General features: G+C 44.3%; 13 protein-coding genes and 1 pseudogene. 7 read left to right on the plus strand and 7 right to left on the minus strand.

What is annotated here, in order from left to right:
• Nucleotides 1–44: 44 nt before the first annotated feature.
• From ABIX36_RS15865 to ABIX36_RS15875, 3 genes are all read right to left on the minus strand, one after another.
• The gene (locus tag ABIX36_RS15865; RefSeq protein WP_348083144.1) at nucleotides 45–2402 is read right to left on the minus strand and encodes an ABC transporter permease; all 2358 of its coding nucleotides are present in this window, start codon (nucleotides 2400–2402) and stop codon (nucleotides 45–47) included.
• 120 nt (nucleotides 2403–2522) lie between these two features.
• Nucleotides 2523–3200: an ABC transporter ATP-binding protein gene (locus ABIX36_RS15870; RefSeq protein ID WP_128534849.1), complete on the minus strand. Its 678-nt coding sequence runs from the start codon at nucleotides 3198–3200 to the stop codon at nucleotides 2523–2525.
• A gap of 113 nt (nucleotides 3201–3313) precedes the next feature.
• Entirely contained in the window at nucleotides 3314–4573 is a 1260-nt protein-coding gene (locus tag ABIX36_RS15875; protein WP_348083145.1) for an efflux RND transporter periplasmic adaptor subunit, read from the minus strand.
• 328 nt (nucleotides 4574–4901) lie between these two features.
• Here ABIX36_RS15875 and ABIX36_RS15880 point away from each other — a divergent pair, with 328 nt between their 5' ends.
• The 3 genes and pseudogenes from ABIX36_RS15880 to ABIX36_RS15890 all read left to right on the plus strand — a co-directional run bounded on the left by ABIX36_RS15880 (nucleotide 4902) and on the right by ABIX36_RS15890 (nucleotide 8347).
• Complete coding sequence (locus ABIX36_RS15880; RefSeq protein WP_348083146.1) at nucleotides 4902–6260, plus strand: sigma-54 dependent transcriptional regulator; 1359 nt, start codon at nucleotides 4902–4904, stop codon at nucleotides 6258–6260.
• A complete protein-coding gene (locus tag ABIX36_RS15885; protein WP_348083147.1) occupies nucleotides 6250–7599 on the plus strand; it encodes a HAMP domain-containing sensor histidine kinase in 1350 nt (449 codons plus the stop codon). Before ABIX36_RS15880 ends, ABIX36_RS15885 begins: the two co-directional genes overlap by 11 nt.
• A 163-nt stretch (nucleotides 7600–7762) precedes the next feature.
• Nucleotides 7763–8347: pseudogene (locus tag ABIX36_RS15890) on the plus strand (NADPH-dependent FMN reductase).
• Here ABIX36_RS15890 and ABIX36_RS15895 read toward each other — a convergent pair.
• Nucleotides 8307–8795, minus strand: coding sequence for a hypothetical protein (locus ABIX36_RS15895; protein WP_348083148.1), 489 nt, complete (start codon nucleotides 8793–8795; stop codon nucleotides 8307–8309). The pseudogene ABIX36_RS15890 and the gene ABIX36_RS15895 overlap by 41 nt on opposite strands.
• Before the next feature lie 236 nt (nucleotides 8796–9031).
• On the opposite strand from ABIX36_RS15895, the gene htpG reads away from it, so the two are divergent.
• From htpG to ABIX36_RS15915, 4 genes are all read left to right on the plus strand, one after another.
• Entirely contained in the window at nucleotides 9032–10915 is a 1884-nt protein-coding gene (htpG, locus tag ABIX36_RS15900; protein ID WP_348083149.1) for a molecular chaperone HtpG, read from the plus strand.
• 145 nt (nucleotides 10916–11060) lie between these two features.
• Nucleotides 11061–11213, plus strand: coding sequence for a hypothetical protein (locus tag ABIX36_RS15905; protein ID WP_166727726.1), 153 nt, complete (start codon nucleotides 11061–11063; stop codon nucleotides 11211–11213).
• Nucleotides 11214–11223: 10 nt separating this feature from the next.
• Entirely contained in the window at nucleotides 11224–11739 is a 516-nt protein-coding gene (locus ABIX36_RS15910) for a DUF4251 domain-containing protein (RefSeq protein WP_348083150.1), read from the plus strand.
• 4 nt (nucleotides 11740–11743) lie between these two features.
• Complete coding sequence (locus tag ABIX36_RS15915; RefSeq protein ID WP_348083151.1) at nucleotides 11744–12016, plus strand: hypothetical protein; 273 nt, start codon at nucleotides 11744–11746, stop codon at nucleotides 12014–12016.
• A 14-nt stretch (nucleotides 12017–12030) separates the two neighbouring features.
• Here ABIX36_RS15915 and ABIX36_RS15920 read toward each other — a convergent pair whose 3' ends face one another.
• The 3 genes from ABIX36_RS15920 to ABIX36_RS15930 form a co-directional block, all read right to left on the minus strand.
• A complete protein-coding gene (locus ABIX36_RS15920) occupies nucleotides 12031–12960 on the minus strand; it encodes a sugar phosphate isomerase/epimerase (RefSeq protein WP_348083152.1) in 930 nt (309 codons plus the stop codon).
• A gap of 350 nt (nucleotides 12961–13310) precedes the next feature.
• Entirely contained in the window at nucleotides 13311–14819 is a 1509-nt protein-coding gene (locus ABIX36_RS15925; protein WP_348083153.1) for a family 43 glycosylhydrolase, read from the minus strand.
• A gap of 160 nt (nucleotides 14820–14979) precedes the next feature.
• On the minus strand, nucleotides 14980–15972 hold the full coding sequence (locus ABIX36_RS15930; RefSeq protein WP_348083154.1) for a kinase: 993 nt from the start codon (nucleotides 15970–15972) through the stop codon (nucleotides 14980–14982).
• Between the last annotated feature and the right edge of the window lie 47 nt (nucleotides 15973–16019).

Raw genomic sequence — 16019 nt, forward strand, 5'->3', positions numbered from 1 at the left:
ATTGCACTGATTCTTTCTTGATCTTGACTCTTAATCTCCTGCTTCTATTCCGACCTCAAACTCTTAACCGGATTTGCCAGCGCGGCTTTTATCGCCTGGAAGCTCACGGTTATAATAGATATCATAATGGTTACCACCCCGGCGGTTATAAATACCCAAATGCTTATTGGCACCCGGTAAGTATATCCTTGCAGCCAGGTATGCATACCGTACCAGGCCAACGGCGTGGCCACTATAAATGCAATGCCAACCAGCTTTAAAAAATCTTTAGATAGCATGGAGCTAACACCCATTACCGATGCGCCAAGCACCTTACGCACGCCTATCTCTTTGATGCGGTTCTGCGCCATATACGTGGCTAAGCCGAACAAGCCGAGGCAGGATATAAAGATGGTTAAGCCCGCAAAAAGGGTTGCCAGGATGCCGGTACGTTGCTCATCCTTAAATTTCTTGGCGTATTCATCGTCTACAAAGTGATAGTCGAAAGGATACTCGGAGTTGAATTTCTTAAACACACCTTCGGCCAGTTTAAGGTTTTGGGCGGTTGTGTTTTTCTCGTTGAGTTTATAATGGATAACATTGAACCATGCTTTTGGCCCTTGTATTACCATTGGCTTAACGGGCTCATAAGGAGATTGCAATATAAAATCTTTCACCACGCCTACTACTGTCATTTTAGTATCGCCATTCTTAACTATTTGGCCTATCGGATTTTTAAAGCCCATTATTTTTACCGATGCCTGATTAAGCATAATGGCAAGCGAATCTGAAGGGTATTTCACCGCGTCAATATCCCGGCCTTCAACTATTTTTAAACCCATTGTTTGGGTGAAGGAGCCATCGGTATTATACACGTTAAAGTCTATCTTAGCGCCCTCTTGCTTGCCGGTCCAGCTAAAGTCCCACGTATCGCTCCAGCCCTCGGTCATCGGCGCGCTGGTTTTACTTACTGCCACAGCCGCGCCGCTGGTTAATAATTCGTTGCGGATAAGCGCATAGTTCTTGCGAACGTTACCTGTCATAAAGCTGTACACCAGGTTATTCTTTTTATAGCCGCTATCGCGATTTTGGGCATATTCCAATTGTTCGCGGATAATGATAGTGCAGATGATAAATCCAATAGCGCAGACGAACTGTAGGACAACCAAAACTTTACGTGGGGAAATGGCGGCGTTGGCTGCTTTAAAAGTGCCTTTTAGTACTTTTACCGGCCTAAAGGCAGATAAGTACAAAGCCGGGTAACTGCCGGATAATACCCCGGTAAACAAGATAAATGATAAGGATATCAGCCAAAATACCGGGCTATTGTAGGGCACAAATAGCTGCTTATCGGTAAGGTTGTTAAAGCCGGCCAGGGATACTTGTACAATTACAAGTGCCAATATCCCGGCGAATAAAGCAATCATCACACTTTCGCCAAGGAACTGGGCTACCAGACTGGTTTTTGATGCACCTACCACCTTGCGGATACCCACCTCTTTGGCGCGTTTCTCGCTGCGGGCGGTGCTCAGGTTCATGAAATTGATACAGGCAATCAATAATATAAGGCCTGCGATAATGCTGAACAACCTAACAGTTTCGATACGACCACCCACAATTTTGCCGTTCTCAAATTTGGAATATAAATGCCATTTAGTGGCGGGGTGCATAAATACATCAATGTCTTTAATCTCGGAATGTGAACGGGTGATATCTTTTACCCGTGCGTTAACCGCTGCTTCGGTTACCCCCGGTTTCAATAATACCCAGGTTTGTACCGAGTTATTGCCCCAATTCTTTTCAACTTCGCCATCTGTTTTCTCCATGTACGTCCACGGCATCAGGTATTCAAAATCGAACTGGGTATTATTTGGGAGGTCTTTCATAATACCGGTTACGGTAAAATAATCCACGCTGTCTATCTTAATGGTTTTACCCATTGGGTCCTCATCTCCGAACAGTTTTTTAGCAGTTTTTTCGGTGAGGACAATATTTTTCATTTCGTTCAGCGCCGTTTTGGCGTTACCCTTTAGCAAGGGAAAACCGAACATTGTGAGGAAATCAGGGTCGGTATGGTTACCGCTCAGGGTAAGGTGTTTTTCGCCTAAGGTGAATAGAAAATTAGCTCGTGTAGTACGTGCAACCTGCTCTACCTGCGGATAATCCTGCTTAAGGCTACTGCGCATAATTTTTGGTGTAGTACCCCAGCACCACATTTTACCATCAAAAACCGAGCGGTTATACATCTGGTAAAGGCGGTCTTTATTGTTGTGGAACTGATCGTAACTCACCTCGTTTTGTACCCAAAACAAAATAAGGGCAGCACTGGCCATCCCAACTGCCAAACCGGCAATATTTATAGCGGTAAAACCTTTGTTTTTCAACAGGTTACGCCAGGTTATTTTAAGGTAATTTTTAAACATAATAAGCAAAATAAAAGACAAAACTCAAGCATCCCACCACCAATTTGCATTGGCGATGGGTAAAGCCGGAGGCACACTTAACTATATATTAATCAAATAGGTTAACCCGTTTTGTGGGTATTATACCATAATGTTTTCCATCACGGTTTGTCCGTCTAACAAACGGATGATGCGGTGGCTGTAGCGGGCGTCGTGCTCAGAGTGCGTAACCATTATGATGGTTGTACCCTGCTCATTCAGGTCGGTTAACAGTTCCATTACATCGTTACCGTTGCTGCTATCAAGGTTACCGGTAGGCTCATCCGCGAGGATCAGTTTAGGTTTGTTTACAACCGCACGGGCAATGGCCACACGCTGTTGCTGACCACCCGATAATTGTTGCGGGTAGTGGTTACGGCGGTGCATGATCTGCATTTTATCCAACACTTCTTCAACGCGTTTAACACGGTCTGCACTGCTTACACCGGTGTAGATCAACGGCAATTCAACGTTTTCGAACACAGTAAGCTCGTCGATAAGGTTAAAGCTCTGGAAAACGAAACCGATGTTGTGCTTGCGCAGGTCGGCACGTTTGCGTTCGTTAAAATGGGCTATTTCAACTCCGTTGAAAACGTAGCTGCCATTATCCGGATCGTCCAGCATACCCAAAATGTTTAGCAGTGTAGATTTACCGCAGCCAGATGGACCCATGATGGCCACAAACTCGCCTGTGTTAACTTCCATCGACAGCTTGTTCAGTGCAATGGTCTCTACCTCTTCTGTGCGGTAAAATTTCTCAAGATTTGTAATTTTTATCATTTGGCCTCCCTTAAACCCTTCCGCCGGTTAAAGCGAAAGGGCTATTTTTGATTTAATTGTGATTTGTATATTTTAAATTAATTATTTGCTTTCTCGTTTATGGCTGCTGCCCGTCAGGGTTTCTTCAGCACCAGCTCCTGTATATCGGTATAGTTCTCGTAGCTCGATGTTACTACTTTGTCGCCAGGTTTTAAGCCTTGCAATACCTCGTAGTAATCCGGGTTTTGGCGACCTATTTGTATATCAACCTTATATGCAGATTTACCGTCTTCGGCAACTTTAAAGATCCAGTTACCACCGGTTTGCTGGTAAAAACCACCCTTAGGTACCAATACCGCGGTTGTTTCATCGCTCAATGCCAAACGGATCTGTAAGGTTTGCCCTTTACGAATGCCTTTAGGCACTTCGCCAACAAACTGCATATCTACCTGGAAACGACCGCTGGTTACTTGTGTAAACACTTTTTTGATAACCAATTTATAAGTTTTATCGGCAAAAGTGAAATCACCTACTAAGCCGTTGTATATGCGGGACAGGTAGTGCTCCTCTACATCCACACGTACTTTAAAGCCGCTTTGCGCATCTATCTGGCCCAAATGCTCGCCTTTGTTTTTGTTCTGCCCTACTTCGGCATCCATTGATGTTAACTGACCGTCTATAGGTGCACGTACAGTTAGGTCGGCCACTTTTTTACGCATCAGCTCGAGTGTGCTCTTCATGTGGGCGTATTGCTCACGGGCCTGGTCTGCTTCCTGTTTGGTTAATGAAGTATCTTGCTTTAAGATCTGCGTAGTCAATTTTTTGCGCCTCACCTGGTAAGCATAAGCATTTTCGGCAGCTTTATATTCCTGCAAGCCTATCGCTTTCTGGTCTAGTAATCTCTTATCCAACAGGTAAACGCGTTCAGCTTCTTTATAAGCATTATCTACATCGGCCATTTGGTTTAGTTTGGTGATGGTGTTTTGCTGTGCGCTGTTGTGCGAGATCTGCATCTGCGTTTGCGCCGCGTACACGGCTGTTTCCTGATTGGCCAGGTTTAGTTCAAGGTCGGTGTTTGCCAATTTGATGATCGGATCACCCTTTTTCAAGTTAGCGCCATCTTCCACATATTTCTCTTCCACACGGCCGCCTTCAACGGCATCCAGATAAATGGTGGTAAGCGGCATCACCACGCCATTAACAGGTATAAACTCCTGGAACGGGCCTTTTTTAATTTCGCTAACAGTTATGCGTTCGGTATCTACGTTTAACTTGCTTTTGCTGGAAGCGGTGCTGATGATCATCCAACCGCCAAATAAAACTGCTGCTGTTATACCGGCTATAGTTACAAGCCTTTTGGTACCCCATGTCTTTTTTTGTATTACTCTGTCCACTGTATAATTCTTAATATTTTGTTGATAGATACAAAAACACATGCCACAAATTAAATTGCTGTATTTCAGTCAATTAAACCTATTTGGCTAAATTACACCGTACGCTATTGTTACAGCATGTGTTCGGTATTGATACAATGGCTTTTTTGGGTTCATAGTTCACGGATAATGGTTCATAGTTGATTATCAATACTATAGCTATTATACTATAAATGGTATGATATTTAACAAGCAAATACTAAATTGCATGGGTGATAAAACCATTGGATTATATAGATAATAAGCTATGCACCAATGAACAAATGTACTACTGAACCAATGAACTAATATGATACTTAAAAAAGCGACCGTTTTAATTGTTGACGACGACCCCGATGTACTAACCGCTGTTAAGTTATTACTTAAAACAGAAACACAGGAAATTATCACCGAAAAGAACCCGGAGAACCTGAACTGGCTGTTGCAACGCAACCAGGTAGACCTGGTGCTGCTGGATATGAACTTTAACAGCGCCATCAATACCGGCAACGAGGGCATATACTGGCTGCGCAAAATAAAGGAATGGAAGCCGAACGTATGCGTTATTATGATCACGGCCTATGGCGATATCGACCTTGCCGTACGTTCGTTAAAAGAAGGCGCAAACGATTTTGTGGTGAAGCCGTGGCATAACGAGAAACTGATAGAAACCATAAAAGATCTGCTGGATAAAAAGGAGGGCACCAGCAAAGCCAGCAAGCCATCGGGCAAAAGTAATGCGGGTACATCCATACTGGGCGAATCGGAAGTGATGGAGGATATCTTCCATAAAGTGAATAAGATAGCCCCTACCGATGCCAATATTTTGATACTGGGCGAGAACGGTACCGGTAAAGACCTGATGGCAAAAGCTATTCACGAACGCTCGCTGCGTGCCGATAAGCCATTTATAAAGGTAGATGTAGGCGCATTAACCGATAGTTTGTTTGAAAGCGAGCTCTTCGGCCATAAAAAAGGCGCTTATACTGATGCACGTGAAGACCGCATGGGCCGCTTTGAAGAAGCCGAAGGCGGGACTTTGTTCTTAGACGAAATTGGCAACATCAGCCTGCAGCAGCAAGCCAAGTTGCTTACCATACTGCAAAACAGGCAGGTTACGCGTTTGGGTACCAACAAGGCTATCGATATCAATATCCGCCTGATATGCGCCACAAACGTACCCTTATCCGAACTGGCAAATGAAAATAAATTCAGGAAAGATTTAATATACCGAATAAACACGGTAGAAATAAACATGCCACCACTGCGCCGCCGCAATGAGGATATTGTGATACTGGCCCGCCACTTTGCCAAGCTTTATGCCAGCAAGTACCTAAAACCGAGCGTTGATTTTGACAGCGCGGCTTTAACAAAATTAAAATCGTACAACTTCCCGGGCAACGTGCGTGAGTTGCAGTACACCATAGAGCGCGCTGTAATTATGGCAGATGACCATATTCTGCGCCCCGATGACCTCATCTTTTCGATACTGGAAACACCGGGCGAAACCCTTTCTGAGGACGACAGCAACATTCCGCTGAGCGCGATGGAGAAGAACGCCATTCTGCGTGTGATAGAAAAACACAGCGGCAATATTACGCGTGCCGCAAAAGAACTGGGTTTAACCCGCACCGCCCTTTACCGCAGATTAAGCAAGTATGACATTTAACCGTTATGAATGGCGGCTCCTGCTGCGGGTCGTATTTTTATTCATTGCCATCACAGCCACCTCTGTAGTGGTGGTATCGGGCCGTAGCGCCTATATATATGGGGTGCTTACTATCCCCATGGTGGTGTTTTCGGTGCTCGATCTGATCCGCTTTCAGCGTAAGGCGCAGGACGAGGTGAACCAGTTTGTAGAATCTATCCATTACCGCGATTTTAGCCGGCACTTTGATGTGCGCCGCGCCCCAAACGAATTAAAACCATTGCGTAAAGGCTTTAACGAAATCAACACCACGTTTAAACTCATCAGTCGCGAACGGGAAACGCAATATCATTACCTGCAAAAGATATTAGAACTGGTGGATACTGGCTTGCTTAGTTACGAACAAGAGACCGGCGAAACCGGATGGATAAATGAGGCTTTTAAAAACCTTATTGGTGTCCCCTATCTAAAAACCATCCACTCGCTGGAAAAGCGCGAACCGGAACTCTATTCAGATATCATCAAACTAAAGCCTGGCGATGCTCAGGTGCTCAGCATTACCCGTAATCAGCAACAGGTAAAAATGCTGGTATCGGCCAGTATTATGCGCAGTGATGAGAAGATGTATAAGCTGGTGGCTTTCCAAAACGTGAGCGAGGCCCTGGACGAGACCGAATCAAAGGCCTGGTCGAAATTACTGAACGTGATGACGCACGAGATCATGAACTCGGTTGCGCCTATTTCTTCCCTTGCCGATACGCTGAAGAACCGCCTGCAAAGCCCCGAGATTACCGGCGGCATTGCTAACTCCGATTTGGAAGATATAGAACTGGGTATAGACACTATTAAACGCCGCAGCGAGGGCCTGCTTAAGTTTACCGAAAGCTACCGCAGCCTCAACAAGATCACCAAGCTGGATCTGACCAAAATATTGGTGCGCAACATGTTCGAGAACCTCAACAGCCTGATGCGCCCAACACTGGAAAAAAAGCATATTGAACTGGAGATAATCCTCCGCGACCCTGCACTGGCCATCGAGGCGGACATCAACCTGATAGACCAGGTGATGATCAACCTGCTTGTGAACGCCATTGAGGCCGTAAAAGACAAGCCCGAACCACGCATTACCCTAAGTGCCGAAGCGAAAGGTAATGGCAAAGTACTGGTAAAAATTATGGATAACGGCCTCGGCATGCCACCGGAACTGCTGGATAAGATCTTTATTCCATTCTTCAGTACCCGCAAAACAGGCAGCGGTATTGGTTTGAGCCTTTGTAAACAGATCATGCTGCTGCACAAGGGCAACATCCAGGTACAATCTACCGATGGTAAGGGCGCCACGTTTATTTTGCAGTTTTAGGAGTCCCTGAACCACTCACAACAACGCAGCCGATCGGCTCCAGTCGAGTGACGACTATTTGAGGCCTCTGGCCGCCTCACTTAATTAAAAAGTTGCGGCCGGAGGCCTTCAAATAGTCGTCACTCGGCAAGAGCCGAGCGACTGCGAAACTTTTGAGTAAAATATGGAAAACCAAAGCGAAAATAAAAATCTTACTCCCCCTTCAGGGGGCCGGGGGGCTTCGGCTGCTAATATCTCCGCCATATCCGGCAGCCTGCGTGCAGGTTCCACTAATCATAACATCCTTAAATATATCGGGACCTTGCTTCCGCGGGAGATCGATTACCACATTTACGATGCCCTTGCTACCATCCCACCTTTCGACCCGGGTTTGGATAATGACACACCACCGCAAGCCGTCGTAGAACTTCGAAGCTTCATCTCCAACGCCGACGCCATCATCATTTGCACACCCGAATATGCCTACGGTGTACCTGGTTAGCTAAAAAACGCGCTGGATTGGATGGTAAGCAGCAGCACATTTGTAGACAAGCCCGTTTCGTTGATAACCGCATCCTTAGGCGGCGAAGCCTGCCACGCGGCGATGCTATTGATATTAGGAGCGATCAATTCTGCGGTAATACCGAAAGCTACTTTGCTGATACAATTCATCCGCTCTAAAATGGGTGCTGATGGAGAGATAGCGGGTGAAAAGACGAGGGATGAAGTTAAGCGGGTTGTTGCGGAGTTACTAAAAGCGATTGGCTAAGCGCTTTGTTCAGCCGTTTTGATGTAAGCCTTATCTCCAAAAGAATGAGCAAGGCGTATATTGACCCCGTAAATAGTATCGATAACAAACCATCCATTAGGGCATCACCCAATAAAAAATTTGTTACAGTACCCAGAAAAGCTATTGCATAAAACACGAAGAAAACGGTGGACGATAAACTAAACCTGAGCTGGTAATAGCATTCTTCGGTATCGAGCGGGAATTTGATAATAAGCTTTGGAAGAAACTTTTCAAACGAGGTCCTCAACCTGGTAAAAGTTAATGCCGACTTACCTATTCTGCCCAAGAACAATTTGTCGGTACCAATATCCGTTGTTGCCGAAGCCAGGTCCAACGAAGAATCGCGCCTTACAGAAGCTTTTCTTAAAAAGAGTTCAACTTCGGGCTTTGACAAATCAGTTATATATACTTTCTTGAAATAGATCATTGGGTTTAAAAGTAATTAATAAATGCCAATTTTAAGCAGAATTTCATTGCTAATGGCACGCCAAGTAATTGGCTACGGATTTTAAACCTCTTAACCCGCATCTTATAATTCCTCATCTGCACATCTGAAATCTGCACATCCCCCCGTTCTGCCAATTCGTCACTCCTACCTACTTTGGAACGGCCCTTGTTAACTCCCTACCGTAAACTATACTATAACTCTAAAATCATAAAACAATGCAAGAAAAAGGATCTATTTCGATACACACAGAAAACATTTTCCCTATCATTAAAAAGTTTTTATACTCTGATAACGAGATATTTCTGCGCGAACTGGTGTCAAATGCCGTTGATGCTACGCAAAAGATCAAACGTTTAGCATCCTTAGGGCAATACACCGGCGAGTTGGGCGACCTGCGTGTGGAAGTTGCCTTTGATGCAGACAAAAAGACCATCACCATATCTGATAACGGTTTGGGGATGACGGCCGAAGAAATAAAAAAATACATTAACCAGATCGCTTTCTCGGGCGCTACCGAGTTTGTAGAGAAGTTTAAAGAGGCTAAAGATGCCAACGAGATCATCGGCCGTTTCGGGCTGGGTTTTTACTCGGCATTTATGGTGGCCGACCGTGTGGACATTGAAACCCTTAGCTACCAGGAAGGCGCTGAGCCAGCCCGCTGGACTTGCGATGGCAGCACTGAGTTTGAAATAAGCGAAGGCAGCCTGGAAGAGCGCGGTACCGAAATTACCCTGCACATCAACGCGGAAAGCGAAGAGTTCCTGAACAAGCAAAAGCTACAGGAGATCCTTGATAAATACGCTAAATTTTTACCTGTTCCTATTAAATTTGGTACAGAAACTCAGGAAGAAGAAGATGGTGTTGACGAAGAGGGCAAACCGAAATACAAATCGGTTGAGACTGATAACATCATCAACGATACCACCCCTATCTGGACAAAATCGCCTACCGAACTGAAGGACGAAGATTACCTTAAATTCTACAAAGAACTTTACCCATACAGCGAAGACCCGTTATTCTGGATCCACCTGAATGTAGATTATCCTTTCAACTTAACCGGTGTATTGTACTTCCCTAAGCTGAAGAACGATTTCGAGATCACCAAGAATAAAATCAAATTGTTCAGTCGCCAGGTGTTCATTACCGATGAGGTGAAAGATATCGTTCCCGAATTTTTGATGCTGCTGCATGGTGTTATCGATTCACCGGATATCCCGTTGAACGTATCACGTAGCTTCCTGCAGGCTGATAGCAACGTTAAAAAGATCAACACCTACATCACCAAAAAAGTAGCAGATAAGTTAGCCGATCTGTTTAAAAGCGACCGTAAGGGTTTCGAAGAAAAATGGGGCGACATTGGCCTATTTGTGAAATACGGTATGATCAGCGAAGATAAATTCTACGACAAGGCTAAAGACTTTGTTTTGGTGACCAATACCAAAAAAGAGAATTTCACCCTTACCGAGTACAAAGACAAAGTAGAAGCTACCCAAACCGACAAAGACGGCCAAGTGGTTTACATTTACACCAACGACCCGGAGAAACAGGATGCGTTTATCCAGTCGGCCACCAAGAAAGGTTACGATGTAATGGTGATGAACTCACCTATAGACAACCACTTCATTAGCCAGTTGGAGCAAAAATTAGAGAAAACACAGTTAAAACGTGTGGATGCTGATGTAGCCGATAAACTGATCAAAAAGGATGAAAATCCCGAATCGGTATTGAGCGAAGAGCAGTCGACCCAGATAAAAGAAATATTTGATAAGGCTATAAACAAGCCAGCCTACAAAGTAAAACTGGAAAGCCTTAGCCCGGATGAATTGCCGGTAACTGTAACCATGGATGAGTTTATGCGCCGTATGAAAGATATGGCAGCCATGGGCGGCGGTATGAGTTTTTATGGTAGTATGCCAGATAACTACAACGTTATTGTAAACGGTAACCACAAACTGATCAGCCGGATACTGGCCGATGAGAACACCGAAACACAGGCACAATTCGCTAAACAAGCGTTTGATTTGGCCCTACTTTCGCAAGGTTTATTAACCGGTGCTGAACTGACCGAGTTTGTTAACAGAAGCGTAAGCCTTATTTAGGCCCCCCAACCCCCTAAAGGGGGAGCTTTTGAAAAGCATATAGCCGCCCTCAAAAGGGGCGGCTATTTTGTTCCCCTAAAAATTATTGTTGCCGTTTGTGGAATCCTTCTTCGTTTTACATCCTACATACAAACAATAAGAAAACATGAAAAGGATAATAACAAAAAAGGTTTACGGCCCGGTTGGCTTAAACCAAAAGCCGCCAAAAAGGTCTAACCCGGTACACGCTTCTATCGCGTTTAAACTTATTGATAACTATACTGTTATACAGCAAACAAGCGTTATATTTATACCATAATACATTAGCAATGAAAACTTTAGTAAAAATCATCTTCACCCTAATCATAGCGGTTTCCGCCATACAGCCGGGGCTGGCACAAAACAAAAAAGCCGACAAAAAAGCCGCGAAAGAAGCTGAAATAAAACAACTGATGCAATCTAAAAACTACCTGTTTAAAGCGCAGTACATGTACCCCATGAGCGGCACACAACAGTACCTCACCAGCGATTACGATGTGAAGGTTGGGCAGGATACCCTGGTATCTTATCTCCCCTACTTTGGCGTGGTTTATTTTAACGCTGGGTATAATAATCCGTCAGAGTCGGGCATACAATTTACCTCCACAAAATTCGATTATAACCTCGAAGAGAAAACAAATGGCAGTTATATGGTTTATATAAAACCGAAGGACAATAAAAACACCGCGCAAATGATCCTGACTGTTTCATCAAACGGTTATGCAAGCCTTTCGGTACAAAGCAACAACAGGCAAATGATCCGATTTGGCGGGTATATTACAGAGACACCGAAGACTAAAATATAATGCAATGTTAAGAATAGACATCCCGGGAGGCCCCGACAATGTATCGCAGGAGTTACTGAACCAGTATGGTATTCCGCAGCCGTTTAACGGTAGCGATATAGAGATCAACGGCGACATGGTGCTGTTATTCGACGACGAGCAGCAAGCGGTAAGCTACCTGGATGGGCTGGAGGAATTTGCATCCTCGGTAGAAGGCAACTCTCCCGCCAAAAATGTAATAAGCCTTATTGTAAGCGCCATTGTGAACGATGAATTCGTGCAGGAGTACTTACAATAAGGCCGTTATTAAAACTAAGCGATCAAATTTTTATTGATATACCCAATGCTGCTTACCATGCTGGCAAATGGGTCTTTAGGCATATCGTGCTCCACAAAAAAGTGCTCCATGCCTGATGATTTTGCCGCCACGAAAATGGGTTTAAAATCGATAGTGCCACTTCCTACCGGCAGGATCTCAACGCGCGCAGCATCAAGATCTTTCACATGCCACAGCGGAAAACGGCCCGGGTGCTGTTTAAACATTTCAACCGGGTTTTTCCCACCTTTTATTGCCCAAGCCAGGTCAAGCTCAAATTTCACCAGTTTAGGGTCTGTTTCAGCTAAAAACAGGTCGTAAGGCACCTTACCTTCTACGGTATGGAACTCCGCATCGTGGTTGTGATAGCAAAACTGCAAACCGGCTTTCTTAGCCAATTCTGAGGTTTTGTTCAGCGTTTCTATAGATAACTTAATTTCTTCGAGAGAGGTGATAGGTGTGCTGGCGCATACAAAGTATTTCACACCGCCTTCGGCTGCTTCGTCAACCAGTTGCTGCATATTATCACGCAGGTTCAACATAGGTGGTAAGGTCATAGGTTTACCATCAGGCCCGGCAGGCATTTTTGCACCCGGGGGCAGCTTAAAAGGCGCACCCAACACGTGGTGGCTTTTCCATGACAGGCCCTCGCCATTCACCATGGCTTTAAATTCTTTAGGTTTTAGGCCGTAATAGCCACCCTTTTTACTGAAAGCCGATTCAATTTCTTTGTAGCCTGCTGCCGAAATTTTGCTTAATGTGCCTTTTACATCGGCGTCCATCACATTAAAAAAGGTAAACAGCTGTATACCAACCGCATGTTTGCCTTTAAAGTTTAAAAGGGAAGCTGCTTTGCCCGATAAAGCTATGCCGCCAATGGCCAGCGTACCGGCACTTTTTAAGAAATTCCGCCTTTTATTATTCATTATAATTTAGTTTTTGTTTACTTGGTAAGTAAATCTAAATCAATTAAACTGAATAAAAAAATATTATTGTGTCTTTTTAACGCAATAGCGTTTTGGAGAGTGGTGAATGGGAAGTTGTAAGTAGAAAATGGTGTATCCCTGCGCCCTTGTTTGGTGTTGTCACCAACAAGGCCCGTGATGATTATAAATGGTTGTTAACCGAATAGTTGATACTTTATGTAACCGCTCACCTAATTAACTACTCACTAATCATGGCGCTCCCTGCGGGCCAGGCTATCCGCTCATACTGCACCTGCCTTAACCACGGGCCGGTATCCGCTCCTATCCTTAGCGCATTTTATCTGAGCTCACTACTTAATTAATATCTCGAATTTTAGTTTACGGCCTTCCTCGGGGACGAAAGTCTTGCCTCCATCAGTGCTTAGCGCTGCCGATACGGATACTGTTTTGGCCTCATTATAAGCAAACCCATAGCAACCCGCCGTAGTAGCCGACTTCAGAACAATAACATACTCCTGCCCTTTCGCTATCCGGATATTTGGTGCAATAAAAATATTCCTTGCAGACCAGCCAATTTCTTCAACCGGGATACTTTTGGATGCCAGACCTTTACCCATTGCTAAATGATTTGCCCCTGCTTTATATATTTCAATTACCAATGGAGCATTGGGCTTGTTGTTCTGGAAAATGGTTACACTTAAATTGCCCAACAGCGTTGAACGCAGGGGTTTAAATATTTGCGAGCGCTGTACCTGGCCACCGATATCGCACTTCAGTAACCAATCGTCATTTGCAGATGGCTTAGTTTTAGAATCGGGCGCAGCTCTGGGCATAGTATATTCCACGGCGCATTGTAATGGATTGATAGCGCCCTCTATAGTAAAAGTTAAAGGTGCCCAATAGAAATTGGCAAGCGCCTCGTTTTTGGCGGCGTTGTTCCACAGGTCGCTGCCATAGAGATAAATGGTTTCATTGTTTACTTTAAGGGTAGATACAAAGGACGGCTGTCCACCGCAGGAATTATCGCTGATCTTCGTGGGTTTAGACCAAGGCCCCAGTGGCGACTTTGCCGTGCGGTAAGATGTTCCCGTGCCCGAACAATACCCGCAGTTAGGATCGGAATAAACCACGTAGTAAATGCCTTTGCGCTTAAACAATCCCGGGGCTTCGGTTTCGCCTTCCGTAACGCCTTTAACCACTTCGCCGGTTCCGGTTAAGTAGTCGGCGCTTAATTTTTCTATCACGATGGTGCCTTTGGTTCGCCAGTCGGTATAAGCGAGGTAGGCGGTCCCGTCATCATCAATAAAAGTATCATGATCGCCGTTGTTTAAACCCGCTGCAGGCATATCGCTGTTTACGACAAGGTGCGGTTCGGCAACTTCGCTAAATGGCCCCACAGGCGTTTTGCTGGTGAACACCCGGTAGCCCACCACGTTATCATAAACGTTTATCCACAACACATACAGCTTTGTTTTTTTGTTAAAGATAACATGCGGCCGAAAACAGCCATAAGTTTTACCATCGCAGCGAGATTGCCAAATGGGTGTGGTGGCATCAAACAATGGCCCCCTGTCTGTCCAGTTCACCATATCTTTTGAAGAATAACTTTTAAACCCGCAAAAGGGCGCTGTTTTATTCCCCCACTGAAAACCGCAATCATAACTGGTGCCGTACAGGTAGTAAGTGCCGTCGAAATAAGCGATCTCCCCATCGTGCGCATCAACAGCATCGCCCAGCGTGCTGAAACGGGTTACTTGCTTGCCCTCGCTGTTGAAGTTTTTTATTTGGGCGGAGGCGGCGGGGCAGAATATTGAGAGTATTAAAATAGAGAGGATAATTGAGGCAAGTGGTTTTCTCATAATTAACGGAAGATTTGAGGATAAACAAACCTAATGAAAAAGTTCATTTGTTGCTTGCCGATAATTGTAAGCATCGCCTACGCAAGCAGAATGCTTGTTGTATTTGGATCGAAGTTGAAAACTTCGACCAGTGCTCAGTGCAGATATTACTGTCATGATTTCAACGTTTGAGCCGTTTATCAGCGAGTGATAAATATTTAAGTCCACTTTGGTCAAAGACGTCTTCAACTCGTTCTATTTGAAGAGCTGAATAAACCGCCGCTGCGAAACCTGGTAAAGCGTGTATAAATGCGCTGGTTGTATCAGCCGTGGCAATACCCTGATATGCTGAAATCAGGCCGCAAACTGTCCCAAATATAACGCCATTGAAATTACTTTCGTTCATTCGAGCGGATAGTTCTTCTTTTCTTTGAGTTAGTTCTGCTAAATGTTGATAAAAAAGTGGTGTGCCCTCAATTATAGAAGGATTCAGGGCGATTTGTTCCACTCGTGTTCTAAAAGAAGTTAAAAGCGTTGAGTGTTGTTCTTTGAATCTTAACAACTTGTTTAAATCAATTTCTTGTGGGAAAGGGATCAATTGTGTTAATATTGTTTCTCTCTTTTGTTTCTCTTGGTAAAATGAAGACTTAAAATAAGATGGTCGAATGTAATCAGTAGTAGGCAGCCTATCCGTTTTGGCGCTAATTAATGTTGCCAAAAAATTCATTAGGTTGTTTGCGGTCTTTTGTTCAACGGAATACCACTGCTCATTTGTTCTTTCGGCAAGCCCCAGTTGTTCTAACCCATAAAAGATATTTCCGTCGAATTTATCAGCATGGATAGCTGCTCTTGAAAATTTATCGTTGTGAATGTCGCCACGACCTCCTCGTCTAAAACTATTTTGTGCATCTAAAAGCTTTTCAAGGTTATTTTCAACTAATTGAAGAAAGGGCTCCGTTGCAGTCCACGGGTTGTCTAAAACATCAATTGGATTTATAGGTGTTACAAGTTCGCTTTGAACAAGTTCCAGCATGAATTCGTCATAGCTTCTCGTGGGAGCATAAAAATATTCTTGAGGAACGATGGAACCAATGTTATCGTAATATAATAATGTTCTTAAGGTCCAGTCTGTACGGGGAAGGTTTATATATGGATAATAAAGTAATTTACTCATTTAACTTCGCATTAAATTGTTAACATGAGTAAATGTAGACAATAGTC

Source organism: Mucilaginibacter sp., from assembly GCF_039925265.1.
Classification (GTDB): Bacteria; Bacteroidota; Bacteroidia; order Sphingobacteriales; family Sphingobacteriaceae; genus Mucilaginibacter.

What these genes read in the sequence shown, in the direction of transcription:
- ABIX36_RS15910 (WP_348083150.1), top strand. Translation starts at nt 11,224, where the DNA reads ATGAAAACTTTAGTAAAAATCATCTTCACCCTAATCATAGCGGTTTCC.
- ABIX36_RS15925 (WP_348083153.1), bottom strand. Translation starts at nt 14,819, where the DNA reads ATGAGAAAACCACTTGCCTCAATTATCCTCTCTATTTTAATACTCTCA.
- ABIX36_RS15930 (WP_348083154.1), bottom strand. Translation starts at nt 15,972, where the DNA reads ATGAGTAAATTACTTTATTATCCATATATAAACCTTCCCCGTACAGAC.
- ABIX36_RS15885 (WP_348083147.1), top strand. Translation starts at nt 6,250, where the DNA reads ATGACATTTAACCGTTATGAATGGCGGCTCCTGCTGCGGGTCGTATTT.
- ABIX36_RS15865 (WP_348083144.1), bottom strand. Translation starts at nt 2,402, where the DNA reads ATGTTTAAAAATTACCTTAAAATAACCTGGCGTAACCTGTTGAAAAAC.
- ABIX36_RS15895 (WP_348083148.1), bottom strand. Translation starts at nt 8,795, where the DNA reads ATGATCTATTTCAAGAAAGTATATATAACTGATTTGTCAAAGCCCGAA.
- ABIX36_RS15915 (WP_348083151.1), top strand. Translation starts at nt 11,744, where the DNA reads ATGTTAAGAATAGACATCCCGGGAGGCCCCGACAATGTATCGCAGGAG.
- ABIX36_RS15905 (WP_166727726.1), top strand. Translation starts at nt 11,061, where the DNA reads ATGAAAAGGATAATAACAAAAAAGGTTTACGGCCCGGTTGGCTTAAAC.
- ABIX36_RS15920 (WP_348083152.1), bottom strand. Translation starts at nt 12,960, where the DNA reads ATGAATAATAAAAGGCGGAATTTCTTAAAAAGTGCCGGTACGCTGGCC.
- ABIX36_RS15880 (WP_348083146.1), top strand. Translation starts at nt 4,902, where the DNA reads ATGATACTTAAAAAAGCGACCGTTTTAATTGTTGACGACGACCCCGAT.
- ABIX36_RS15870 (WP_128534849.1), bottom strand. Translation starts at nt 3,200, where the DNA reads ATGATAAAAATTACAAATCTTGAGAAATTTTACCGCACAGAAGAGGTA.
- htpG (WP_348083149.1), top strand. Translation starts at nt 9,032, where the DNA reads ATGCAAGAAAAAGGATCTATTTCGATACACACAGAAAACATTTTCCCT.